Below are 20,914 nucleotides of genomic sequence, written 5' to 3' on the forward strand. Positions count from 1 at the left end.
CACGGAACGGACTCCCCCATGATCCCCTTCGACGAGGGCCGCGCCCGGCTGCTGCTCGCCCACGCCTGCGAGTCCGCCGGCCTGCCCGGCCCCGGCGACGCCCGGCTGCTCGCACTCGGCGAGAACGCCGTCTTCGACCTCGGCGACCCGGCCGTGGTCGCCAAGGTCGGCCGCGGCCCCGAGCTGTACGACCGGGCGCACCGCGAACTCACCGTCGCCCACTGGCTGGCCGCCCGCGGCGTCCCGGCCGTCCGCGCCTACGACGGCGTGCCGCCCGAGCCGCAGCTCGCCCACGGACACCCCGTCACCTTCTGGCACCGGCTCGCGCCCGCCGTCCGCCCGGCCCGGCCCGCCGACCTCGCCCCGCTGCTGCGCGCCCTGCACCGGCTGCCGCTGCCGCCGTTCCCGCTCGACCGGCGTGACCTGCTCGCCCCGGTCGAGCGCTGGCTCGCCTCCGCCGAGGGGTACGTCGACCCGGCCGACGTCGCCTTCCTGCGGCACCGGCGGGACGCCTTCGCCGCCGCGCTGCCCGACCTCACCCCGCACCTGCCGGCCGGGGTCATCCACGGCGACGCGCTGCCGCGCAACGTCCACGTCGGCCCGGACGGGCCCGTCCTGCTCGACCTGGAGAACGTCTCGCACGACCTGCGCGAGCACGACCTGGTGGTGCTGGCGCTCAGCCACGACCGGTACGGCGTCCCGGCCGAGGAGTACCGGGCGTTCACCGACGCCTACGGCTGGGACGTGCGGGACTGGCCCGGCTTCGCGGTGCTGCGCGGGGCCCGGGAGACGGCCAGCGCCTCCTGGGTCGCGCAGCAGGCGGCGGGGAATCCGGCCGCGCCGGCCGAGTTCCGCCGCCGGGTGGAGTCGCTGCGCGCCGGCGCGACCGACGTGCGCTGGTACCCGTTCTGAGGCCTGTTCGGCTCTTGGCCCCGCGCAACCGGATGTGGTCGGATCGGCGTCCTATCCGACAGTCGGACTGAACTCGGCCCGGGCTCAGTCCGCTTCAAGGACCGGCACCCACCTCCGCACCCGAGGAGCCGCAGCCATGTCCGTGCACGCCGCCTCGCAGCGCACCTCGCAGCTCCCCCCGCCGCCGCCCGCCCGGCGCCGCCGACGCGCTCTGGCCGCGGGCTGCGCCGCGGTGGTCGCCGCGCTGGGCCTGGCCGCCTGCGGCACCGCCAACGGTGCGCTCCAGCCGCAGCCGAGCGTCACCACCGCCACCCCGGCCACCCCCGACAGCCCGGCGCCGTCGGCCGCTTCGCCGTCCTCGCCCGCGCCGTCCTCGCCGTCCTCGGCGGCCGCGTCGCCCGGCACGCCCTCCCCGCCCGGCCCCGCCACCACGGCGGCGCCCGGCACCACGACGCCGGCCGGACCGAAGCCCGCCACGCCCAAGCCCCCGCCGCCGAGCGCCACGAAGCCCCCGGCACACCCGCCCGGCACCCCGCCGGCCACCCCGCCGCCCACGGCGACTCCGGCCCCGGCCCCGCCACCCCCGCCGCCCGCCGGCGGGGTGTCCACCGCGATCGTCCGCTCCACCGCCTCCGGTGGCCGCACGGTGGCGCTGACCTTCGACGACGGCCCCGGCCCGGCGACCGGCCAGGTGCTCGACCTGCTCGCCCAGTACGGCGTCAAGGCGACGTTCTGCCAGATCGGCAACCAGGCCGCCGCCAACCCGGCGATGGTCCGGCGGATCGTCGCGGCCGGCCACCGGCTCTGCGACCACAGCGTGGACCACCCGCAGCCGTTCGCCGCGCTCTCGCACGACCGGGCGGCGTACGAGATCTCCCACGCCGAGGACCAGATCGTCCAAGCCGGCGGGCCGGGCACCAAGGTGACCTGGTTCCGCGCCCCCGGCGGCGGGTTCACCGCCGACAACCAGCGGACGGCCGCCGGCCTCGGCCTGCGCCCGCTCGGCTGGTCGGTCGACCCGCGCGACTGGTCCCGCCCCGGCGTCGCGTCCATCGTGTCCACCGTGCAGAGCCAGCTCAGGCCCGGCGGCGTGGTGCTGCTGCACGACGGCGGGGGCGACCGCAGCCAGACCGTCGCCGCGCTGAAGCAGCTGCTGCCCTGGCTGGCCGCCCAGGGCTACCGCGTCGACTTCCCCGCGGCCTGAGCTCAGCCCGTCCGGACCCGGCCGAGCCGGCGGTAGGTGAGGTACGCCTGCACGACGGCCGCCGGTGCCAGGGCCGGCAGGAAGCCCCCCGGCACGCCCCGGAAGATGAGCAGGGCCGAGAGCAGGACGGGAAGGACGGCGCACAGGGAGACGGCGATGCGGATGCGGCTGGTCACGGGAACTCCTCGGGAGGGCGGTTGCTGGTAACGGGCGGTCACGCGCCGGCGCGGGCACGGTCGAGGTAGGCGGTCAGGTCGTGCCAGGCGTCGGCCGGGGCCGCCGGATCGCCGGACATCGCGGCCGGATCGTCGTGCCAGGCCGCCCGCACCCCGGCGGAGAGGGTCGTGTCACCCCCGCTGAACTGCCGGCTCAGCTCGTCCATCCGCGCCACCAGCCGCCGCACCTCCGGGGCCGTCGGCTCCACGCCGGCGGCCCGCAGCGCCTCGGCCCTGCGGTAGAGCTCGGGCCACTCGACCTCCAGCAGGTAGTGGGCGGCCGGGCCGAGCGCCGCCGCCCGCTCCTGCAAGGCCTGGAGCTGCTCGTCGTCGAGGTGGCGGCGCAGCGCCTGTTCGCCCTCCGGGCCGGTGCCGCCCATGGCCTGCAGCACGCCGATCAACGTGGCCGTTCCGGGCGCCCGTTCGGCGGCCAGCTCGTCGTGGACGTGGGCCAGCCGCCGCCGCAGCGCCTCCAGCGAGGCGATGGCGGTCTCCACGCCGGCCAGGTGCTCGCCCACCAGCCGGACCGGGTCGACCCCGACGTCCAGGCAGGTGGCGATGGTCTCCAGGCCCAGTCCGAGCCGCCGCAGCGCGAGGATCTGGTAGAGGCGGACGACGTCCTGCCCGGTGTACTCGCGGTGTCCGGCGGCGGTGCGCCGGGACGGGCCGAGCAGCCCGATCTGGTCCCAGTGGTGCAGTGTGCGGACGGTCAGGCCGCTCGTCGCCGCGAGCGCCCCGACCTTCCAGGTCCGGTCGTTGGTCATGACACCGATGGTGCGCCCTGACGTCGCGTGAGGTGCAAGTCCGGGGGCCCGGCCGCCTGGCGGGGGCGGCTGCCGGGGTTCAGCGGAGCGGCCAGCGCGGGTCGATGACGGCCTGCGGGTCCTTGCCGCGGCGCAGCCAGGCCTGGAGGCCCTCGGCCCAGTCGCGGTACCAGCCGACCTGGCGGGCGTGCAGGTCGGCGAGCGGGACGGCGCCGACCTCGGCGGGGTAGCGCTCGGCGAGGGCGACGGCGACCCGGACGGCGGCCAGGGCGTCGCTGCCGGCCTCGTGGGCGTCGGTCAGCTCGACGCCGTAGACCTCGCAGACCCGCTGGAGCGTCCGCGACCCCTTGCGGTACTTGTCGACGGCCCGGTCGATGACGAGGGCGTCGAGCACCGGGGCGACCGGCCCGCCGAGCCGCTCGGCGAGCGGGGCCAGGCCGTGCCGGTGCAGCTCGGCGTCGAGCAGCGAGAGGTCGAAGGGGGCGTTGAAGGCGACGACGGGCCGGCCGGCGGCGAGCCGCTCGCAGAGGGCGGCGGCTATCTCGTCCACCGCCTCCTTGGCCGGGCGGCCCTTGCTGCGGGCGAGGTCGTCACCGATGCCGTGGATCGCGGCGGCCTCGGCGGGGATCGGGACGCCCGGGTCGAGGAGCCAGCCGGTGACGCCCAGCCGGCGGGCTCCGACGGTGTCCACGAGGGCGGCCGTGACGATGCGGTCCACGGCCGGGTCGGTGCCCGTGGTCTCCAGGTCGAAGCCGACCAGTGGCTGCTGCCACCAGCTCATAGGGGTGTGTCCTTCCGTCCTGCTGGTCGAAACAGCCCCTATCATCACCCGCCCCACCGACAACCCCGGCCGGTGGGGCGTTGCGGGCCCCCGGGGAGGCCCGGGCCCGGGGCGGCGGTCCCGCTGCGGCGGCCGGGCGCGGCGCCGTCCCGTCCGGCTACCCGCCGGGTGCCGTCCGTTGTGCCGCGGGCGGCCCGGCCGGGCGGACCATGACCACGTCGATCCGATCCTCGGACTCCCGGACGAAACCGTGCCGCTCGTAGAGGCGGCGGGCCGCGCTGCCCTGGACGACGACCAGCCGGACCGGCTCGCCCGCCGCGTCCGCCTCCGCCAGCACCTGCCGCAGCACGGCCGAGCCGAGGCCGCGGCCCTGCTGCCCGGCGGCGAGGTAGAAGTGCTCCAGCAGCCGGCCGCCCCGCCCGTCGGGCCGGACGGTGACGGAGCCGGCGAGGGCGCCGTCGACCTCGACCACCGAGGTGTACCGGCCGGAGCAGGTGTCCCGGAACCGCTGCCGGACCCGGTGCTCGTCGTAGCGGCCGAGCCGGACGAGGTCGGGGCGCATCACCTCGGCGCGCAGCTCGGCGATCGGCTCGACGTCGGCGGCCCCGACGGGCCGCAAAGTCCAGGTGGGGCTGGTCATCCGGGCAGTCTGTCAATCCGTCCGGCGGGCGGACCAGTGGATTTCCCGGACCGGCGGGGGTCAGGAGACCGGCCGGGAGTCCCCCCAGACCCCCTCGAACTCCTCGCGGTAGACCTCCAGCAGCCCGGCCTCGGTGCCGCCCGGCTGCTGGCCGGCGCCGCCGCGCAGCACCAGGGCGGGCGACTCCATGCCGCGGGAGCGGCGCAGGTAGGGCTGGACGACGCCGAGGTCGCGGGTCTGCCGGCGGGGGCCGCCGGTCTGGCCCGCCGGGCGCGGGCCCTCGACCAGGTAGGCGGTGAAGCGCGGGGTCTCGTCGAAGACGCGGATCTCGAAGCCGCCCTGGTCGCGCAGCCGGGCCCGGACCCGCCGCACGTGCATGATGTTCATCTCGATCGAGCGGGCCAGTTCACCGCGGCCGAGGCCGAGTTCGCGTTCGCGGCGGCGGACGGCGCTGCTGGCCGGGTTGAGGAAGAGCAGGCGGACCCGGCAGCCGTCGCCGGCGAGCCGGACGAGCCGCTTGCCGGTGTAGTTCTGGCAGAGCATGCCGAGGCCGATGCCGAGCGCGTCGAGCCGCCGGGCGCCGTCGAGGAGGTCCTCGACCGGCAGGTCGCGCTGGAGCCGGACCCGGTCGGCGTGCACGGCGACCACGTCGGCGTACCGGCCGGCCACCAGGGACTCAACCACGTCGGCGGGGACGCCGCCGCTGCCGCCGTCGAGCAGGGCGAGCAGCCGGGCGGCGGCGCGCTCGGTCTGGGCGAGGACGGTCTGGGTGAGGACGCGGTTGCGGGAGACGACGTGCCGGGCGACCTCCAGCTCGTCGAGGGCCAGCTCGATGTCCCGCCGGTCGGCCAGGTAGGGCTCGAAGCACGGCCAGTGCTGGACCATCAGCTCGCGCAGCTGGGGCAGGGTGAGGAAGACCAGCGGGTCGTCGTCGGCGGGGTCGAGCAGGTAGCCCTTGCGGCGGCTGACCTCGCGGACGGCGCCGGCCCGGTGGGCCCACTCCTCGCCGGCCGGGCCGGCCGCGGCGGTGACCCAGTCCTCGCCGTGCGCGGGCGCGTAGATGGGGTGCAGGACCTCGTCGACGAGGGAGCGCAGCCGCTGCTCGACCAGGTTGAGCCAGACGTACGCCCGCCCGGTGAGCCGGACCCGCTGGTAGGCGTCCTCCCATTCGGCGCCGGACCAGGCGAGGGCCGGTACCTCGACCGGGCCGCCCTGGGCGGGCACCAGCGCCCCGCGACCGGTCAGGGTGGGGCGCATGACGACCGTCGGGGCCTCGCTGCGGGCGCCGCCCCGGTCGGGGCCGCCGGGCCCTCCGCCACGGCCGCCGGCGGGGAACACCATGCGCCACCTCACCTGGTTCCTGATGGAGCTCTTGCTGTCTTGTCTTCTGATGGATCGCCACGAGCGCGGGGGCGGCCGGACGATCAAGGGTACTGCCCGCCGCGAGCAACCCGCAGCCGGTTGACCGAGGGGACGTGCGCATCGCCCCTCGTACCCCGGGTGTCCCGCCCGTCCCGGGAGACCCGCCGGACACCCGTTCGGGCGAACACACGCCGAATGGCCCCGCTGTCGGGGAAAGCGTCGGGGAGTATGCGGACTGTGCCGTGCATCACGGCGCGCGACCGCCGCACATGCCCGGCCGCCCCGCCGGGAAGAGAGCGTCGGGGTCCGGGCTGATTGTCGGACTACCTGTCAGTTTCCCTTCTAGCCAAGGAAGTTGAGAACCCATGCAGGTATGGCCAGGGACGCCCTACCCCCTCGGTGCCACCTACGACGGGGCCGGCACCAACTTCGCGGTGTTCTCGGAGAGCGCCGACCGGATCGAACTCTGCCTGCTCGACGAGGACGGTTCGGAGACCGCCGTCGAACTCCGCGAGACGGACGCCTTCGTCCGGCACGCCTACCTGCCCGGCATCCAGCCCGGCCAGCGGTACGGCTTCCGCGTCCACGGCCCGCACAACCCGGGCCTCGGCCAGCGGCACAACAGCGCCAAACTGCTGCTGGACCCGTACGCCAAGGCGATGAGCGGCCACATCGACTGGGACGAGTCCGTCTACGGCTACCACTTCGGCGCCCCCGAGCGCCGCAACGACCTGGACTCCGCCCCGCACACCATGCACTCGGTGGTGATCAACCCGTACTTCGACTGGGGCACCGACCGGCCGCCGCGCACCGACTACCACCGCACCGTGGTCTACGAGGCCCACGTGAAGGGCCTGACCAGACTCCACCCGGGCATCCCCGAGGAGATCCGGGGCACGTACGCGGGCCTGGCCCACCCGGCCGTGATCGAGCACCTGGCCAAGCTCGGCGTCACCGCGATCGAGCTGATGCCGGTCCACCAGTTCGTCCGCGACCACCGGCTGCGCGACCTCGGCCTCGCCAACTACTGGGGCTACAACACCATCGGCTTCTTCGCCCCGCACTCCTCCTACTCCTCCACCGGCGACCGGGGCCAGCAGGTGCAGGAGTTCAAGTCGATGGTGAAGGCGCTGCACGCGGCCGGCATCGAGGTGATCCTGGACGTCGTCTACAACCACACCGCCGAGGGCAACCACCTGGGCCCCACGCTCTCGCTGCGCGGCCTGGACAACGTCTCCTACTACCGGCTCGCCCAGGACCAGCGGTTCTACGAGGACACCACCGGCACCGGCAACAGCCTGCTGATGCGCAGCCCGCACGTGCTCCAGCTGATCATGGACTCGCTGCGCTACTGGGTCACCGAGATGCACGTGGACGGCTTCCGCTTCGACCTCGCCGCCACCCTGGCCCGGCAGTTCCACGAGGTGGACCGGCTCTCGTCCTTCTTCGACCTGGTCCAGCAGGACCCGGTGGTCTCCCAGGCCAAGCTGATCGCCGAGCCCTGGGACCTCGGCGAGGGCGGCTACCAGGTGGGCAACTTCCCGCCGCTGTGGACGGAGTGGAACGGCATGTACCGGGACACCGTCCGCGACCTGTGGCGCGGCGAGAACGCCACCCTCGCCGAGTTCGGCTCCCGGCTCACCGGCTCCTCCGACCTCTACCAGGACGACGGCCGCCGGCCGATCGCCTCGATCAACTTCGTCACCTGCCACGACGGTTTCACCCTGCGCGACCTGGTGTCGTACAACGAGAAGCGCAACGCGGCCAACGGCGAGGACAACCGCGACGGCGAATCGTTCAACCGCTCCTGGAACTGCGGCGCCGAGGGCCCCACCGACGACCCGGCCGTCGAGGAGCTCCGGGCCCGCCAGCAGCGGAACCTCATCGCCACCCTGATGCTCTCCCAGGGCGTGCCGATGCTGTCGCACGGCGACGAACTCGGCCGCAGCCAGCAGGGCAACAACAACTCCTACTGCCAGGACAACGAACTCACCTGGGTGCACTGGCCCGAGGAGGACGGCCCGGCGGCCCGGCTGCTGGAGTTCACCCAGGGCATGATCTGGCTCCGCCGCGACCACCCCGTCTTCCGGCGCCGCCGCTTCTTCCACGGCCGCCCGGTCTCCGGCCGTCCCGCCGGCCCGCACGCATCCGCCGGCGGCTACGAGGACCTCACCGACATCGCCTGGTTCACCCCCGGCGGGGAGGAGATGACCAAGCGCAACTGGGGCGCCAGCTACGCCAAGTCGCTCACCGTCTTCCTCAACGGCTACGCCATCTCGGAACCGGACCGGCGCGGCGGGCGGATCGTCGACGACTCCTTCCTGCTGATGTTCAACGCGCACTTCGAGCCGCTGGAGTTCATGGTCCCGGCCGGCCACGGGCAGGAGTGGCAGGTCGTCGTCGACACCGTCCTGCCCCGGCTGCCCGCCCCCGGCACCGGCACCCGGGTCAAGGCCGGCGACGCGCTCTGGCTCGCCGACCGCTCCCTGATGGTGCTGCAACGGCCGGCGTAGGCCGCGGCGGCCCGCCCCCGCCGCCCCGGTCACCTGTTCGGATCAGCAACGGGTCTTGGCGGCGGGCTCGCGCGGGTACTCATGGACACATGACCTCCGCCGCCGAGCCCGCGCTGCCCCGCCCGGCCGCTACCACCTCCACACCCGCCCCCGCGTCCGCCCCCGGGTCCGCCCCCGCGTCCCTCCCCACCGCCAGCTACCGGCTCCAGCTCCAGCCCGGCTTCACCCTCCGCGACGCCACCGCCGCCGTGCCCTACCTCGCCGCCCTCGGCGTCTCGCACCTGCACCTCTCGCCGCTGCTGGAGGCCGCCCCCGGCTCCACCCACGGGTACGACACCGTCGACCACGCCCGGATCAGCGAACAGCTCGGCGGCGAACCCGCGCTGCGCGCACTGGCCGCCGAGGCCCGCCGGCACGGCCTGCGGCTGATCGCCGACGTGGTGCCCAACCACATGGCCGTCCCCGTCCCCGAACAGCTCAACCAGCCGCTCTGGAACGTGCTGCGGGACGGCCCCGACTCGCCGTACGCGCGCTGGTTCGACATCGACTGGACCGCCCAGCCGGGGCCCGCCGACGACCCCGGGCGCGGCCGGGTGCTGCTGCCGCTGCTCGGCGACCGGCTCGGCGCCGAACTCGGGCGGCTCGTCGTGGACGGCGAGGTGCTGCGCTACCACGACCACGCCCTGCCGCTGCGCCCCGGCACCGCCGGCATGCCGCTGCCCGAGCTGCTCGCCCGGCAGTGGTACCGGCTCGCCTGGTGGCGGCTGGCCCGGACCGAGCTCAACTACCGCCGGTTCTTCACCGTCAACGAGCTGATCGCCGTCCGGGTCGAGATCCCCGAGGTCTTCGAGGCCACCCACGGCGTGCTGCTGCGGCTGCACCGGGACGGCGTGCTCGACGGCTTCCGGATCGACCACCCCGACGGCCTCGCCGACCCGCGCGGCTACCTGCAGCGGCTCGCCGACGCCACCGGCGGCGCCTACACGGTGGTCGAGAAGATCCTCACCGGCGAGGAACGGCTGCCCGCCGACTGGCCCTGCGCCGGCACCACCGGGTACGACGCGCTGCGCCGGATCGACGGCGTGCTCACCGACCAGGCGGGCGCCCGGCGGCTGGCGGAGCGCTACGAGCACTTCGTCGGCGCGCCCGCCGGCCCGGACCCGGTCGGCACGGCCGCCCGGCGCGGGCGGGCCGACATGACCGGGCCGCGCGGCGAGCTGGCCGCCGAGGTCGCGCGGCTGGTCCGGCTCGCCCTCCGGATCGGCGCCGCCGAACCCGCGCACGCCGACCACGCGCCCTGGCAGCTGCGCGACGCCCTGCAGCGGCTGCTCACCGGCTACCCCGCGTACCGCCCCTACGCCCGGGCCGGCGAGCCGGTGCCGGCGGTCTCCGCGGAGCAGCTGCGGGCCGCGCTCGGCGACGGCTCCGCCGACCCCACCGAGCGGCTGGTCGCCGAACTGGCCCTCGGCCGCCTCGGCCGCAGCCCCGAGAAGGACGAGTTCTGCGTGCGGTTCGCCCAGACCGCCGCCGCCGTCGCCGCCAAGGGCGTCGAGGACACCGCCTTCTACCGCTGGAACGCCCTGCTGAGCCTGAACGAGGTCGGCGGCGAACCGGCCCGGCCGGGCCTGCACCCGGAGGAGTTCCACGCCTGGTGCCGGTACGCCGAGGCGCACTGGCCGGCCGGCATGACCGTGCTCTCCACCCACGACACCAAGCGCAGCGCCGACGCCCGCGCCCGCCTCGCCGTCCTCGCCGAGCAGCCGGACGTCTGGGCGGCGGTGGCCGCCGCCTGGTCCGCCGCCGGCCCCGGCGACGACCCGGACGGCGACTGGGCGCTCTGGCAGACCCTGGTCGCCGCCTGGCCGATCACCCCGGACCGGCTGGTCACCGCCCTGCTGAAGGCCGCCCGCGAGGCCAAGCTGCGCACCTCGTGGACCTCCCCGGACGCGGCGTACGAGCAGGCCCTCGCCGACCGCGCCCGCGCCGTGTACGACGACCCCGCGCTGCTCTCCCGGGTCGAGGAGTACGTGCGGGCGCTCGCGCCGTACGCCCGGGCCAACACCCTCGCGGCCGCCCTGCTGCACCTCACCGTGCCCGGCGTGCCCGACCTCTACCAGGGCAGCGAGGAGCCGCTCCACACCCTCGTGGACCCGGACAACCGCGGCGTGGTGGACCTCGGCGCGCTCGCCGTCCGGCTCACCGACGCGGCGACGCCCCGGCCGGACGACCTCGCCCGGGAGAAGCTCCACCTCACCGCCACCGCCCTGCACCTGCGCCGGGACCGCCCGCTGGGCGCCTACCGGCCGCTGACCGTGACCGACCGCGCCGCCGAGCACCTGCTCGCCTTCGCGCGCGGGGACGACGTGGTCACCGCGGTCACCCGGCTGCCGTACGGCCTGGAGCGGGCCGGCGGCTGGCGGGACACCGTGGTCGAGCTGCCCTCCGGCCGCGAGTGGCGGGACGAACTGACCGGGCGCCGGTTCGCGGCGGGCCTCGTGCCGGCGGCCGAGCTGCTGGCCGCCTCCCCGGTGGCACTGCTGACCAGGAGGGGCGGGGCATGACGGGCCACGAGGTGCGGACGTACGAGGTCTGGGCCCCGGCGGCCGCCGAGCGGGTCGAGGTGGAGGTCGACGGCAACCGCCACCGGCTGGCCCGGGACACCGCGCGGCCCGGCTGGTGGCACGGGCAGGCGCCCGCCGGGGACTACGCGTTCCGGCTGGACGGCGGCCCGCCGCTGCCGGACCCGCGCTCGGCCCGGCAGCCGCACGGCCCGGACGGGCCCAGCCGCCCGGTCGACCACGCCGCGTTCCGCTGGTCGCAGAGCGGCTGGCGGGGCCGCCCGCTGCCCGGCGCCGTCCTGTACGAGCTGCACATCGGCACCTTCACCGCCGCCGGCACCTTCGAGGCCGCCGCCGAACACCTCGACCACCTGGTCGGGCTGGGCGTGGACTTCGTCGAGCTGATGCCGGTCTGCCCGTTCCCCGGCCGGCACGGCTGGGGGTACGACGGGGTCTCGCCGTGGGCCGTGCACGAGCCCTACGGCGGCCCGGAGGGGCTGAAGCGCTTCGTGGACGCCGCGCACCGCAAGGGCCTCGGCGTCGTGCTCGACGTGGTGCACAACCACCTCGGGCCGTCCGGCAACCACCTTCCGGCGTACGGCCCGTACTTCACCGACCGGCACCACACCCCGTGGGGTTCGGCGGTCAACCTGGACGCGCCCGGCTCGGACGAGGTGCGCGCCTACCTGATCGGCAGCGCCCTGGCCTGGCTGCGCGACTACCGGATCGACGGCCTGCGGCTGGACGCGGTGCACGCCCTCGCCGACGACCGCGCCGTCCACTTCCTGGAGGAACTCGCCGCAGAGGTCCGGACGTTGGCGGTCACCACCAACCGGCCGCTGTTCCTGGTCGCCGAGTCCGACCTCAACTCCCCCCGCACCACCGCCCCGGCCGAGGCCGGCGGCCAGGGCCTCGCCGCCCAGTGGAGCGACGACTTCCACCACGCCCTGCACACCGCGCTCACCCGCGAGTCCCGGGGCTACTACGGCGACTTCGCCCGGGCGCCGCTGGCCGCCGTGGCGAAGACGCTCACCCGGGGGTACTTCCACGACGGGACGTGGTCCTCCTTCCGCGGCCGCAGCCACGGCCGCCCGTTCCCGCCCGCCCACGGCCACCGGCTGCTCGGCTACCTGCAGACCCACGACCAGATCGGCAACCGGGCGCTCGGCGACCGGATCTCCGCCCACCTGTCGGCCGGCCGACTCGCCTGCGGTGCGGCACTGGTGCTCACCTCGCCGTTCACCCCGATGCTGTTCATGGGCGAGGAGTGGGGCGCCGCCACGCCGTGGCAGTACTTCACCGACCACACCGACCCCGGCCTGGCCGAGGCCGTCCGGCAGGGCCGGCGGCGGGAGTTCGCCGAGCACGGCTGGCAGGCCGAGGACGTCCCCGACCCGCAGGCGCCGGCCACCGTGCTGCGCTCCGTCCTCGACTGGACCGAGCCGAGGCGCGCCCCGCACAACGGGCTGCTCACCTGGTACCGGACGCTGCTCCGGCTGCGGCGCGAACGGCCGGAGCTCGCCGACCCGGACCTGGCGGCCGTCCGGGTCGCGTACGACGAGGCGGCGCGCTGGCTGGTGGTGCACCGGGGGCCGTACCGGGTGGCGGTCAACCTGTCCGACGCCGAGGCCGTGCTGCCGCTGGGGGCGACGGGGCACGAGGTGGTGGCGGCCTTCGGCCCGTGCGCGCTCGACCACACGGAGCTGCGGCTCGGGGAGCACGCGGCGGCGGTCGTCCGGGTGTGAACGGCCGCCGCCGCGGCCACCCCCTCCGCGGTCGCCGCCGCGGTCACCACAGGAAGGTGGCGATCCGCTCCCGCAGCGAGGCCGCGTCCAGGCCGTAGGCGGCGAGGTGCTCGGCGATCGAGCCGTAGTGCCGGTGCTCCTCGCGCGGCACGCCCAGGCCGAGCACCCGGTGCGGCCGGTCGTTCAGTGCGGCGTGCGCCTCGTTCGCGGAGGTCCCCGCCAGGTACGGCTCGACCAGCACGACGTCCGCCCGGGAGCCGACGGCCGCCCGCAGCCCGGCCGCGTCGAACGGCCGCACGGTGGCCGCGTACACCACGGTGACGTCCAGGCCCTCGGTGGCCGCCAGCACCGCGTCCAGCATCGGGCCGACCGCGAGCACCACGCCCTTGTCACCCCTGCGCAGGGTGGTGAACCGCCCGGCCTCGACCGGCGCCGCGGCGGCGTTGCGGTGCTCGGAGAGCCGCAGGTAGACGTTGCGGTCGCCGTCCGCCACGGCGTGGCGGAGCAACTGCTCGGCCTCGTCCGGATGGCCGGGCACGTGGACCGTCCAGTCCGGCAGGGTGTCCAGCAGTGCCACGTCGCCCGGGGACATGTGGGTGCGGCCGCCGGCCGGCCAGTCGTACGAGCCGGCCGCGCTCACCAGGACGGCGCCGACGCCCTGGTGCACCAGGTCCAACTTGACCTGCTCGAAGGGCCGTTCGACCAGGAAGCTGGCGAAGGTGTGGGCGATCGGCCGCATCCCGGTGAGCGCCAGGCCGCCGGCTGCGCCGATCAGCAGCTGTTCGCGGATCCCGACGTTGATCACCCGGTCCGGGTGGCGCTCCGCGGCGCCGGCGAAGCCGGCCGCGCTGATGTCGGCCAGCACCACGGCCAGCCGGGGGTCGTCGTCCAGCAGGCGGGTGGTCACGTCGAGGAAGCGCTCGCGCATCGTGTCCATCGGTGGGGTCCCTTGGCCTTTCGGGGGTTTGCTGCGGAGGATGGTCGGCTGCCGGCGGGCCGGCGGTCAGTGGGTCTTCGGCTCGACCCGGGCGACCACGACGTGCGGCCGGCCCGGGTGCACGGCGGTGAAGGCCGCGTACAGCGCCTCGTGGTCGCGCCCGTCCACGGTCGCGACCGACCAGCCCTCGGCGGCGAAGCGCGCCGCGATGCCGCCCTGCCAGCCGTGCGTGGCCGAGGAGTTGTCGATGACGACGGCGTGCAGCCGGTCCAGGCCGGTGGCGCCGGCGAAGGCGACCGCCTCGTGGTTGGAACCCTCGTCGAACTCGGCGTCCCCGAGCAGCACCCAGACCGCCGGGTCGGTGAGGCCCTGGGCGCGCAGCCCCAGCGCGGTGCCCACGCCGAGCGGCAGGCCGTGGCCGAGCGAGCCCGAGGCGATCTCCACCCCGGGGACGAGCGTCCGGTCCGGGTGGTGGCCGAGCGGCGAGTCGTACCCGCCGAAGCCGGGCAGCACCGCCGGGTCGAGGAAGCCCTTGGCGGCGAGCACCGCGTAGTACGCCATCGGGCCGTGCCCCTTGGAGAGCAGGAAGCGGTCGCGGTCCTGGTCCTCGACGGTGGCCGGGGTGACCCGCAGCACGCGGTCGTAGAGCACCCAGAGGGCGTCCAGGGTGGAGGTGGCGGCGGGCCCGTGCTTCTCGTCGCCGGTCATCAGGCTCATCAGGCCCGGGAGGTCCGCGAAACCGGTCGCGGCGGGGGCGGTCACCGTCTGCGTCGTCATGTCCACGATCCTGCAACTTCAAGTCGGCTTGAAGTCAAGCCGCTAGAGTGACCCCATGAGCGCACCCGAGCCCGCCGAAGCACCGGACCGGCACGACCTGCTGACCATCGGACGGCTCTCCGAGCGCAGCGGTCTCGCCACCTCGGCCCTGCGCTACTACGAGAAGCTCGGCCTGATCCACGCCACCCGCACCGCCGGCGGCCAGCGCCGCTACACCCGCAGCACGCTGCGCCGGGTCGCCTTCATCCGCGCCGCCCAGCGGGTCGGGCTCTCCCTGGAGGAGGCCAGGGCCGCCCTCGACCGCCTCCCCGAGCACCGCGCCCCCACCGGCGCCGAATGGGACGGCGTCGCCACGTCCTGGCAGAGCCGCATCGACGAGCAGATCGCCGAACTCGAACACCTGAAGGCCAAGCTCGGCGGCTGCATCGGCTGCGGCTGCCTCTCCCTCAGCCGCTGCGCCCTCTACAACGCCGGCGACCACGCCGCCGCCTCCGGCCCCGGCGCCCGCTACCTCCTCCCCGGGGCGGGCGTCTGAACCTCCTGCCGCGGGCGGGCGCGGGCCGTCGGCGACGGGCTCCGTCATTCGGGTGATCCTCCGTCCCGGCTGACCGGCGGGCGGCCCGACAGGCTCTAGCGTGGGCGGGTCGCCGCAGGTAGCGAGGCTGGAGCAGCTGATGACCGTCCGTTCTCCCCGTTCATGGCGGGCCACCCTCGCCGTCGGTGCGGCCGCCTGGCTGCTGCTCGGCGCCGCCGGCTGCTCCAGCGACGGCGGCGGGGCGTCGACAGCGTCCCCGTCCCCGGCGTCACCGTCCCCGACCGCCACCGGGACGGCCGCCACGACCGCCCCCGCGACCACGCTGACCGTGACGATCAAGGACTTCCTGTTCCACCCCGACACCCTCACCGTGGCACCCGGCGCGAAGATCACCGTCACCAACGAGGACAGCGCCGAGCACACCCTGACCGCCGTCACCCCCGGCAAGGAGTTCGACACCGGCCTGCTCGCCACCGGCAAGTCGGCGACGATCACCGCGCCGTCCGCGCCCGGCTCGTACCCGTTCCACTGCGAGGTCCACCCGAACATGAAGGGCACGCTCGTGGTCCAGTGACGCCGGCCGGCGGGGGCTCACTCCGGGCGGGGGTCCGAGCGGAGCAGGCTGTAGCGGACGATGTCGCGCCACGCGCCGTCACGGAAGACCAGACTGCGCTGCACGCCCTCGCGGCTGAAGCCGCACTTCCCCAGGGCGCGTTGCTCGGCGAGGTTGGCGGTCTCGGTGTCCGCCTCCAGCCGGACCACCGGCGAGTGCGCGAACAGGTAGTCCACCAGCAGGCGTTGGGCCCGCGTCCCGATGCCCCGGCCGCGCGCGTCCGGGGCCAGCTGGATGCCGATGTTCCAGTACGGCGCGGCCGGCACCACCGCCGCCCGCCGCCAGGCGACGAATCCGCGGAACCCGCCGCCGGCGACCACCGCCAGGTGGGACCGCTCCTCCCCCAGCAGCCCGTTCTCCGCCCACGCGCGCCGCAGCCGCCCGGGATCCGACCAGCCGTACCACTGCAGCGGCCCGATCGCCGCAGGGTCGAGGACGAGCTGTTCGAGAGCCGTCAGATCGGTCTCGGAGATCGGGCGGAGGATCACCTGTTCGTCGGTCATCAGCCCACCGTAGAGCGTCGGTTCGGCTGCGTCCGTGCCGTTCAGATCATCGCGGCGGCGGCCGCGGCGACGAAGACCGCCTGCAGGGCGGTGCGGGCCGGCAGCGGGGTCACGGGCCTTCCGGCGAGGGTGAGCCCGCTGCGGGCCGCGTGCACGTTGGCCGGGAACATCGCGAGCATGAGCAGCGCCAGGCCGGCGGCGGCGAACGGTGCGAGCGGGGGGACCAGCAGCCCGGCCGCGCCGGCCAGTTCGAGGACGCCGGTGAGGGTGACCAGCAGCGCGGGCCGCGGGAGCGCGGCCGGGACCATCGCGGTGAAGTCCCGCCGCCAGGACGGCAGGAAGTGCGGCACCCCGGTGGTGACGAACATCAGCGCGAGGCCGCCGCGCAGGGCGGGCTGCCAGGCGTCGAGGCCGTCGAGGGCGACCAGGCCGAGCACGCGCAGGACGCCGAAACCACCGAAGAGAGCCATGAGCGGGACCATTCCCGACCTCCGATCGAGTCATCTTGTCACTGGCAAGATTGCTGCAGGGGTCATAATCTTGTCAATGCCTAGATGCCGCGGGCCGGCATCCGACCGACGGGAGACAGCGATGGGACAGACCGACCTGCCGAGCTACCACCACGGGAACCTGCGCCGCGCCGTGCTGGACGCCGCCCTGGAGGCCATCACCGCGTCCGGCCCGTCCGGCTGGAGCCTGCGCGAACTGGCCAGGCGCGCAGGGGTGTCGCACGCGGCCCCGGCGCATCACTTCGGGGACAAGGCGGGCGTGCTCACGGCGGTGGCCGCCGAGGGCTTCGAGCTGTTCGCGGACAGCCTGGAGCGGGCCGCCGACGATCCGTTCGGCTCGGGCGTCGCCTACGTGCGCTTCGCCGTCGACCACCGCCCGTACTTCGAGGTGATGTTCCGTCCGGAGCTGTACCGGCCCGACGACCCCGCCCTGGCGGCGGCCCGGGAACGCGCGGGCGCGGTGCTGGCCGCCAGCTCGCGCAAGCTGTCCCCGGGCGGGGCCGCCGACCGCACGACGACCATCGCCGCCTGGTCCCTGGCCCACGGCTTCGCCGACCTGTGGCTGAGCGGCGCCCTCCCCGAGAGCGCCGACGGCGACGTCGAGGAGCTCGCCCGCGCCGTGCTCCAGGTGGTGTTCGGCCGGGACTGAGCACCGGCACGCGACGACCCCCGGAGCAGGAAGTCGGCCGGTCCGACTTCCTGCTCCGCTTCCCGCTCCGGGCCGAGGGCGGTCAGCGGGGATGGGAGCCGATGCGGCGGATCACCGGCCACCCTCCCCGGTGGTCCAGTGGATGCGCAGGTGGTGGGCGCTCTCGGGGAGGATGACCGGGAGGGAGAGCGGGCCGGTGCGGTCGAGGTACTCGGCGACGAAGCGGTCCGCGGACGGGCCGGTGAGGTAGCGCTCGAACCACTGCCACTGGGGTCTGCCGAGCGGGTGGAACTGGAGGGCGGCCCAGAGGGAGTCGAGGGCCGCACCGAGAAGCGGGTGGGTCGTCGGCGGCATGATCCCGGTGATCTCGACCGTGACGAGGCGGGCCTCCCTCACGCGGCACGCTCCCCGGAGGTGAGGTCGTCCGGGCCGATCTCCGCCCAGACGATCTTTCCGACGCCCACCCGGGGGCAGCAACCCCAGCGGCTGGCCAGGGACTTGACGAGGATCAGGCCACGTCCGCACTCGTCCTCGGCGCCGGCGGTGCGAAGGACGGGCTCGCGGTCCGCCCGGGCGTCGTGGACCTCGATCCGGAGCCGGACGAGGGTGAGGTCGAGCACCAGCAGCACCCTGTTCCCGGGCGGCGTGCCGTGCGTGATGGCGTTGGTCACCAGCTCGGAGACGAGCAACAGCCCGGTGTCGGCGAACCGTTGACCGTCCGGGGCGTCCGCGAGCAGCTTTTCGAGCCGGCGACGCGCCTCGACCGGCGAGCGGCGACTGCGCGGCAGCCAGCAGTCGGCCCGGGCGACGGGGGGCGGGGCGGTGATTTCGGACATGGCGGAGCCACCTTCCAGGCGCAGTGGAGTGAAGGCGAGTTGGCGTCGAGGAGCGAGCGGAGCGGGCACGGGGATGCCCGGCGACCGATCGCCATGATCACTCAGACGAACCGTCGAGCTACTCGCTGTAGCATGCTCCGCGATGGCGCCACTTCGCAAGCGCCAGTCCGCGCAATTGCGTGCCATCGCAAGACTCTTGTGATCGCAGAGGGAGGTGGCAGACTGTGACTCGACGTCAACCAAGAGGGAGCTTCGACAGTGGACAGTCCGACTGTGCTGCGGCGTAGGCTCGGCTCTGAGCTGCGACGACTACGCGAGCGCGCCGGACTCCAGGCCAAGATCGCAGCCGACACGCTGCAGTTCAGCGCGACGAAGGTCTCCCGAATCGAGTCCGGTCAGACGACGCTGAAGGAATCGGACGTTCGCGCCATGCTCGAACTGTATGGCGTCACTGACGAGGCGGAGTTGCGGCAGTTCATCTCGCTGACCCGCCGGAGCACGCAGCGGGGCTGGTGGCACGACTACGGCGACGCGCTGCCGGAGTGGTTCCAGACCTACGTCGGCATGGAGGCCGACGCTGCACGGATCCGCGCCTACGAGACCGAACTGATCCCGGGGCTCTTCCAGACGCCAGACTATGCGCGCGCCACATTTCGCGCGTCACTCTCGGGCCGCGACGAAGGCATCGAACCCATCGTCGAACGCCGGGCCAGGCTGCGGATGCAACGACAAGAGATCTTCACACGTTCCAGTCCACCAACAGTGTGGGCCATCCTCAACGAAGCAGTGCTACGCCGACCGGTAGGCGGCCCGGAGGTCATGCGTCAGCAGGTCTCACACCTCGTCGAACTCGCGCAGAGGCCTACCGTCACAATCCAGGTATTGCCGTTCAGCTCAGGCACCCACCCGGCGATGAGCATGGCGTTCCACATTCTCTCCTTCTCAGATGTTCCAGGCCAGATCGTCTACGTCGAAGCACTGACGAGCAGCCTGTACATCGAGAAGGAGTCGGATATCGCTCGCCACGAGTTTGTCTTTGAACAGCTTGCGGCAGCTGCGATGAGTCCGGAGGACTCACTGACTTGGATGCACAAGCTAGTAGCAGAAGGGTACGGAAGTGACAGCTGACCTGTCATGGCGCAAGAGCACATACAGCGGCGGCGAGGGCGGAAACTGCATCGAGGTCGCCGACGGCATCGCCAACACCGTCCCCGTCCGGGATAGCAAGGACCCCGGTGGGCCCGTCCTCAAGTTCACCGCCGACGCCTGGCGTGCCTTCATCGACGCCATCCACGCCGGCGAGCTCTGATTCGATTAACCCCAGCCCCCCGCGCCAGGCGCGGGCGCGGGGGCTGTAGTGAAAGCGTTATCCGGGCCCCTCGAAATCAGGTCGTCGCCGCGAACCCAGAAGCGCCCTTGACGGCCCTTCAGCGGGGCCGGGCAGAGCGCGCGGGGTGCCTCCAGGGAGACTGATCCGGCGCCGCGCAGGAGCGGCTTCTCGACCCTCCACAGGCACCCCCACCACTACCCCTGACCAGGGATTTCCCCCTCCCCGCTCACTAAAATTCACAGCAGCGGACCACCACTCGTCCGCCTTACGAGGGGGCTGTGAATGCATCGCGACATCCGTACCACCGAAGACGTCCTGCGCCTGCTCGACCGGCTCTTCCCGCCGGAGGCCGACCGGTGGACGGACGAGGCCGCCGGCTGGTGGGACACGTTCTACGCCGACCGTTCCGCCGGGCGGCCGTTCTTCGTCCCCAAGCCCGACGAGAACCTCGTCTCCTACCTCGACCGCGGCCTGCTCGCCGCCCCCGGCCGCGCCCTCGACCTCGGGGCGGGGCCGGGCCGGAACGCGATCCACCTGGCCTCGCTGGGCTTCGAGGTGGACGCGGTCGACCTCTCCCCCACCGCCGTCGCCTGGGCCGGGGAGCGGGCCCGCGAGGCGAAGGCCGACGTCCGCTTCCACTGCGGCAACATCTTCGACGTCGAACTCCCGCACTCCCAGTACGACCTGGTCTACGACTCGGGCTGTCTGCACCACCTGCCGCCGCACCGCCGGGTCAGCTACCTCGCCCTGCTGGACCGCGTCCTGGCCCCCGGCGGCCACCTCGTGGTGAACGCCTTCGCCGCCGGGGCGATGGGCTCCGAACTCCCCGACGAGGAGCTGTACCGCAACGGCCGGCTGGACGGCGGGCTCGCCTACACGCCGGACGAACTGCGCCACCTCTTCTCGGACTTCACCGAGGTCGAACTCCGCCCGATGGAACCGCAGCCCGCCGACTCGCCGCTGTTCGGCATCCCGGTGCTGCTCACCGCCCTGTTCCGGCGCCCCGCCGCCGGCTGATCCCGGACACCGGCGCGGGCGGATCGCGGAGCGGCCGATGGCCTACGGTGAACCCGAAAGGGGGCCGCCATGACGATCGAACAGATACCGAACCCCACCGGGCCCACCGGCAACTCCCTGCTCCTCGACCCCGCACTGCCGTTCCCCGCGCGGGTCGCCGCAGCGGCCCGCGCCTGGGCGGACGGCGGCCGCGGCCCGGCCGGGCTGGTGGACGGACGGGCCTTCTTCGCCCTCCGCTGCTGGCAGCTGGCCGGGGCGGACCGCGGCGAGGCGTTCGACGAGCCGACCCTGTCCTACCTGAGACACGCCTACGACGCCCTCGGCGGCCACTCCGGCTGGGACCTGATGCTGCGACAGCGGGCCGTCTGCGCCTGCCACGGCGACACCTGGCGGATGGAGAACATCGAGGTCTGCCTCGGCTGCCTGCGCTACCTCTGCTACCAGCTCGACGGCCCCTGCTGCGAGGGCGCCGAGATCGCCGGCTGACGACCGGCCGGCCGGGGCGCCTGACGGG

Annotated in this window: 23 protein-coding genes; 12 read left to right on the forward strand and 11 right to left on the reverse strand. The window is 74.3% G+C overall.

Annotated features, from left to right (window positions below; all coding sequences use genetic code 11):
* Positions 1 to 18 precede the first annotated feature (18 nt).
* Entirely contained in the window at positions 19 to 912 is an 894-nt protein-coding gene (locus ABZ885_RS04580; protein WP_360183304.1) for an aminoglycoside phosphotransferase family protein, read from the forward strand.
* A gap of 136 nt (positions 913 to 1,048) precedes the next feature.
* The gene (locus ABZ885_RS04585) at positions 1,049 to 2,116 is read left to right on the forward strand and encodes a polysaccharide deacetylase family protein (protein WP_360183306.1); all 1,068 of its coding nucleotides are present in this window, start codon (positions 1,049 to 1,051) and stop codon (positions 2,114 to 2,116) included.
* A gap of 2 nt (positions 2,117 to 2,118) precedes the next feature.
* Here the strand turns inward: ABZ885_RS04585 and ABZ885_RS04590 are convergent, their stop codons facing one another.
* The 5 genes from ABZ885_RS04590 to ABZ885_RS04610 form a co-directional block, all read right to left on the reverse strand.
* Positions 2,119 to 2,292 carry a hypothetical protein gene (locus ABZ885_RS04590; protein WP_360183308.1) on the reverse strand — a complete coding sequence of 58 codons (174 nt, stop codon included), beginning with the start codon at positions 2,290 to 2,292 and terminating at the stop codon, positions 2,119 to 2,121.
* A 38-nt stretch (positions 2,293 to 2,330) separates the two neighbouring features.
* Positions 2,331 to 3,095: a MerR family transcriptional regulator gene (locus ABZ885_RS04595; protein ID WP_360183310.1), complete on the reverse strand. Its 765-nt coding sequence runs from the start codon at positions 3,093 to 3,095 to the stop codon at positions 2,331 to 2,333.
* A 79-nt stretch (positions 3,096 to 3,174) separates the two neighbouring features.
* On the reverse strand, positions 3,175 to 3,876 hold the full coding sequence (locus tag ABZ885_RS04600) for an exonuclease domain-containing protein (RefSeq protein ID WP_360183312.1): 702 nt from the start codon (positions 3,874 to 3,876) through the stop codon (positions 3,175 to 3,177).
* Positions 3,877 to 4,033: 157 nt separating this feature from the next.
* Positions 4,034 to 4,516, reverse strand: a complete 483-nt coding sequence (locus ABZ885_RS04605; protein ID WP_360183314.1) for a GNAT family N-acetyltransferase — start codon at positions 4,514 to 4,516, stop codon at positions 4,034 to 4,036.
* Positions 4,517 to 4,576: 60 nt separating this feature from the next.
* Positions 4,577 to 5,773 (reverse strand): SAV2148 family HEPN domain-containing protein, encoded by a 1,197-nt coding sequence (locus tag ABZ885_RS04610; RefSeq protein ID WP_360183382.1) that lies wholly within the window; start codon positions 5,771 to 5,773, stop codon positions 4,577 to 4,579.
* Positions 5,774 to 6,243: 470 nt separating this feature from the next.
* Between ABZ885_RS04610 and glgX the strand changes: the two genes are divergently transcribed.
* From glgX to treZ, 3 genes are all read left to right on the forward strand, one after another.
* The gene (glgX, locus tag ABZ885_RS04615; RefSeq protein ID WP_360183316.1) at positions 6,244 to 8,391 is read left to right on the forward strand and encodes a glycogen debranching protein GlgX; all 2,148 of its coding nucleotides are present in this window, start codon (positions 6,244 to 6,246) and stop codon (positions 8,389 to 8,391) included.
* 89 nt (positions 8,392 to 8,480) lie between these two features.
* Positions 8,481 to 10,952: a malto-oligosyltrehalose synthase gene (gene treY / locus ABZ885_RS04620; protein WP_360183318.1), complete on the forward strand. Its 2,472-nt coding sequence runs from the start codon at positions 8,481 to 8,483 to the stop codon at positions 10,950 to 10,952.
* Positions 10,949 to 12,694 (forward strand): malto-oligosyltrehalose trehalohydrolase, encoded by a 1,746-nt coding sequence (treZ, locus tag ABZ885_RS04625; protein WP_360183320.1) that lies wholly within the window; start codon positions 10,949 to 10,951, stop codon positions 12,692 to 12,694. Before treY ends, treZ begins: the two co-directional genes overlap by 4 nt.
* A 43-nt stretch (positions 12,695 to 12,737) precedes the next feature.
* Here the strand turns inward: treZ and ABZ885_RS04630 are convergent, their stop codons facing one another.
* Both ABZ885_RS04630 and ABZ885_RS04635 read right to left on the reverse strand, forming a co-directional pair.
* Positions 12,738 to 13,631, reverse strand: a complete 894-nt coding sequence (locus ABZ885_RS04630; protein WP_360183322.1) for a transketolase C-terminal domain-containing protein — start codon at positions 13,629 to 13,631, stop codon at positions 12,738 to 12,740.
* A gap of 66 nt (positions 13,632 to 13,697) precedes the next feature.
* Entirely contained in the window at positions 13,698 to 14,408 is a 711-nt protein-coding gene (locus ABZ885_RS04635) for a transketolase (protein WP_360183324.1), read from the reverse strand.
* Positions 14,409 to 14,463: 55 nt separating this feature from the next.
* Between ABZ885_RS04635 and soxR the strand changes: the two genes are divergently transcribed.
* Complete coding sequence (gene soxR, locus ABZ885_RS04640; RefSeq protein WP_360183326.1) at positions 14,464 to 14,943, forward strand: redox-sensitive transcriptional activator SoxR; 480 nt, start codon at positions 14,464 to 14,466, stop codon at positions 14,941 to 14,943.
* Positions 14,944 to 15,082: 139 nt separating this feature from the next.
* Positions 15,083 to 15,517: a cupredoxin domain-containing protein gene (locus ABZ885_RS04645; protein ID WP_360183328.1), complete on the forward strand. Its 435-nt coding sequence runs from the start codon at positions 15,083 to 15,085 to the stop codon at positions 15,515 to 15,517.
* A gap of 17 nt (positions 15,518 to 15,534) precedes the next feature.
* Here the strand turns inward: ABZ885_RS04645 and ABZ885_RS04650 are convergent, their stop codons facing one another.
* Both ABZ885_RS04650 and ABZ885_RS04655 read right to left on the reverse strand, forming a co-directional pair.
* The gene (locus ABZ885_RS04650; RefSeq protein ID WP_360183330.1) at positions 15,535 to 16,059 is read right to left on the reverse strand and encodes a GNAT family protein; all 525 of its coding nucleotides are present in this window, start codon (positions 16,057 to 16,059) and stop codon (positions 15,535 to 15,537) included.
* A 41-nt stretch (positions 16,060 to 16,100) separates the two neighbouring features.
* Positions 16,101 to 16,529, reverse strand: coding sequence for a DoxX family membrane protein (locus ABZ885_RS04655; protein WP_360183332.1), 429 nt, complete (start codon positions 16,527 to 16,529; stop codon positions 16,101 to 16,103).
* A gap of 121 nt (positions 16,530 to 16,650) precedes the next feature.
* On the opposite strand from ABZ885_RS04655, the gene ABZ885_RS04660 reads away from it, so the two are divergent.
* Complete coding sequence (locus ABZ885_RS04660) at positions 16,651 to 17,217, forward strand: TetR/AcrR family transcriptional regulator (RefSeq protein ID WP_360183334.1); 567 nt, start codon at positions 16,651 to 16,653, stop codon at positions 17,215 to 17,217.
* 111 nt (positions 17,218 to 17,328) lie between these two features.
* Here ABZ885_RS04660 and ABZ885_RS04665 read toward each other — a convergent pair whose 3' ends face one another.
* Complete coding sequence (locus ABZ885_RS04665) at positions 17,329 to 17,613, reverse strand: hypothetical protein (RefSeq protein ID WP_360183336.1); 285 nt, start codon at positions 17,611 to 17,613, stop codon at positions 17,329 to 17,331.
* Positions 17,610 to 18,053, reverse strand: coding sequence for an ATP-binding protein (locus ABZ885_RS04670; protein WP_360183338.1), 444 nt, complete (start codon positions 18,051 to 18,053; stop codon positions 17,610 to 17,612). Before ABZ885_RS04670 ends, ABZ885_RS04665 begins: the two co-directional genes overlap by 4 nt.
* A gap of 258 nt (positions 18,054 to 18,311) precedes the next feature.
* On the opposite strand from ABZ885_RS04670, the gene ABZ885_RS04675 reads away from it, so the two are divergent.
* From ABZ885_RS04675 to ABZ885_RS04690, 4 genes are all read left to right on the forward strand, one after another.
* The gene (locus ABZ885_RS04675) at positions 18,312 to 19,181 is read left to right on the forward strand and encodes a helix-turn-helix transcriptional regulator (RefSeq protein ID WP_360183340.1); all 870 of its coding nucleotides are present in this window, start codon (positions 18,312 to 18,314) and stop codon (positions 19,179 to 19,181) included.
* Positions 19,171 to 19,362, forward strand: a complete 192-nt coding sequence (locus ABZ885_RS04680) for a DUF397 domain-containing protein (RefSeq protein WP_360183342.1) — start codon at positions 19,171 to 19,173, stop codon at positions 19,360 to 19,362. The genes ABZ885_RS04675 and ABZ885_RS04680 overlap by 11 nt, the downstream gene beginning before the upstream one ends.
* A gap of 303 nt (positions 19,363 to 19,665) precedes the next feature.
* Positions 19,666 to 20,400 carry a class I SAM-dependent methyltransferase gene (locus tag ABZ885_RS04685; protein ID WP_360183344.1) on the forward strand — a complete coding sequence of 245 codons (735 nt, stop codon included), beginning with the start codon at positions 19,666 to 19,668 and terminating at the stop codon, positions 20,398 to 20,400.
* Positions 20,401 to 20,469: 69 nt separating this feature from the next.
* The gene (locus tag ABZ885_RS04690; protein WP_360183346.1) at positions 20,470 to 20,886 is read left to right on the forward strand and encodes a hypothetical protein; all 417 of its coding nucleotides are present in this window, start codon (positions 20,470 to 20,472) and stop codon (positions 20,884 to 20,886) included.
* The last annotated feature ends 28 nt before the right edge of the window (positions 20,887 to 20,914 follow it).

This window comes from Kitasatospora sp. NPDC047058 (assembly GCF_040643935.1).
Classification (GTDB): domain Bacteria; phylum Actinomycetota; class Actinomycetes; order Streptomycetales; family Streptomycetaceae; genus Kitasatospora.

Excerpts from the sequence above, each read along its gene's own strand:
- ABZ885_RS04580 (WP_360183304.1), top strand. The coding sequence starts at position 19 with ATGATCCCCTTCGACGAGGGCCGCGCCCGGCTGCTGCTCGCCCACGCC.
- ABZ885_RS04585 (WP_360183306.1), top strand. The coding sequence starts at position 1,049 with ATGTCCGTGCACGCCGCCTCGCAGCGCACCTCGCAGCTCCCCCCGCCG.
- ABZ885_RS04595 (WP_360183310.1), bottom strand. The coding sequence starts at position 3,095 with ATGACCAACGACCGGACCTGGAAGGTCGGGGCGCTCGCGGCGACGAGC.
- ABZ885_RS04600 (WP_360183312.1), bottom strand. The coding sequence starts at position 3,876 with ATGAGCTGGTGGCAGCAGCCACTGGTCGGCTTCGACCTGGAGACCACG.
- ABZ885_RS04605 (WP_360183314.1), bottom strand. The coding sequence starts at position 4,516 with ATGACCAGCCCCACCTGGACTTTGCGGCCCGTCGGGGCCGCCGACGTC.
- ABZ885_RS04610 (WP_360183382.1), bottom strand. The coding sequence starts at position 5,773 with ATGCGCCCCACCCTGACCGGTCGCGGGGCGCTGGTGCCCGCCCAGGGC.
- glgX (WP_360183316.1), top strand. The coding sequence starts at position 6,244 with ATGCAGGTATGGCCAGGGACGCCCTACCCCCTCGGTGCCACCTACGAC.
- treY (WP_360183318.1), top strand. The coding sequence starts at position 8,481 with ATGACCTCCGCCGCCGAGCCCGCGCTGCCCCGCCCGGCCGCTACCACC.
- treZ (WP_360183320.1), top strand. The coding sequence starts at position 10,949 with ATGACGGGCCACGAGGTGCGGACGTACGAGGTCTGGGCCCCGGCGGCC.
- ABZ885_RS04630 (WP_360183322.1), bottom strand. The coding sequence starts at position 13,631 with ATGGACACGATGCGCGAGCGCTTCCTCGACGTGACCACCCGCCTGCTG.
- ABZ885_RS04635 (WP_360183324.1), bottom strand. The coding sequence starts at position 14,408 with ATGACGACGCAGACGGTGACCGCCCCCGCCGCGACCGGTTTCGCGGAC.
- soxR (WP_360183326.1), top strand. The coding sequence starts at position 14,464 with ATGAGCGCACCCGAGCCCGCCGAAGCACCGGACCGGCACGACCTGCTG.
- ABZ885_RS04645 (WP_360183328.1), top strand. The coding sequence starts at position 15,083 with ATGACCGTCCGTTCTCCCCGTTCATGGCGGGCCACCCTCGCCGTCGGT.
- ABZ885_RS04650 (WP_360183330.1), bottom strand. The coding sequence starts at position 16,059 with ATGACCGACGAACAGGTGATCCTCCGCCCGATCTCCGAGACCGATCTG.
- ABZ885_RS04655 (WP_360183332.1), bottom strand. The coding sequence starts at position 16,529 with ATGGCTCTCTTCGGTGGTTTCGGCGTCCTGCGCGTGCTCGGCCTGGTC.
- ABZ885_RS04660 (WP_360183334.1), top strand. The coding sequence starts at position 16,651 with ATGGGACAGACCGACCTGCCGAGCTACCACCACGGGAACCTGCGCCGC.
- ABZ885_RS04670 (WP_360183338.1), bottom strand. The coding sequence starts at position 18,053 with ATGTCCGAAATCACCGCCCCGCCCCCCGTCGCCCGGGCCGACTGCTGG.
- ABZ885_RS04685 (WP_360183344.1), top strand. The coding sequence starts at position 19,666 with ATGCATCGCGACATCCGTACCACCGAAGACGTCCTGCGCCTGCTCGAC.
- ABZ885_RS04690 (WP_360183346.1), top strand. The coding sequence starts at position 20,470 with ATGACGATCGAACAGATACCGAACCCCACCGGGCCCACCGGCAACTCC.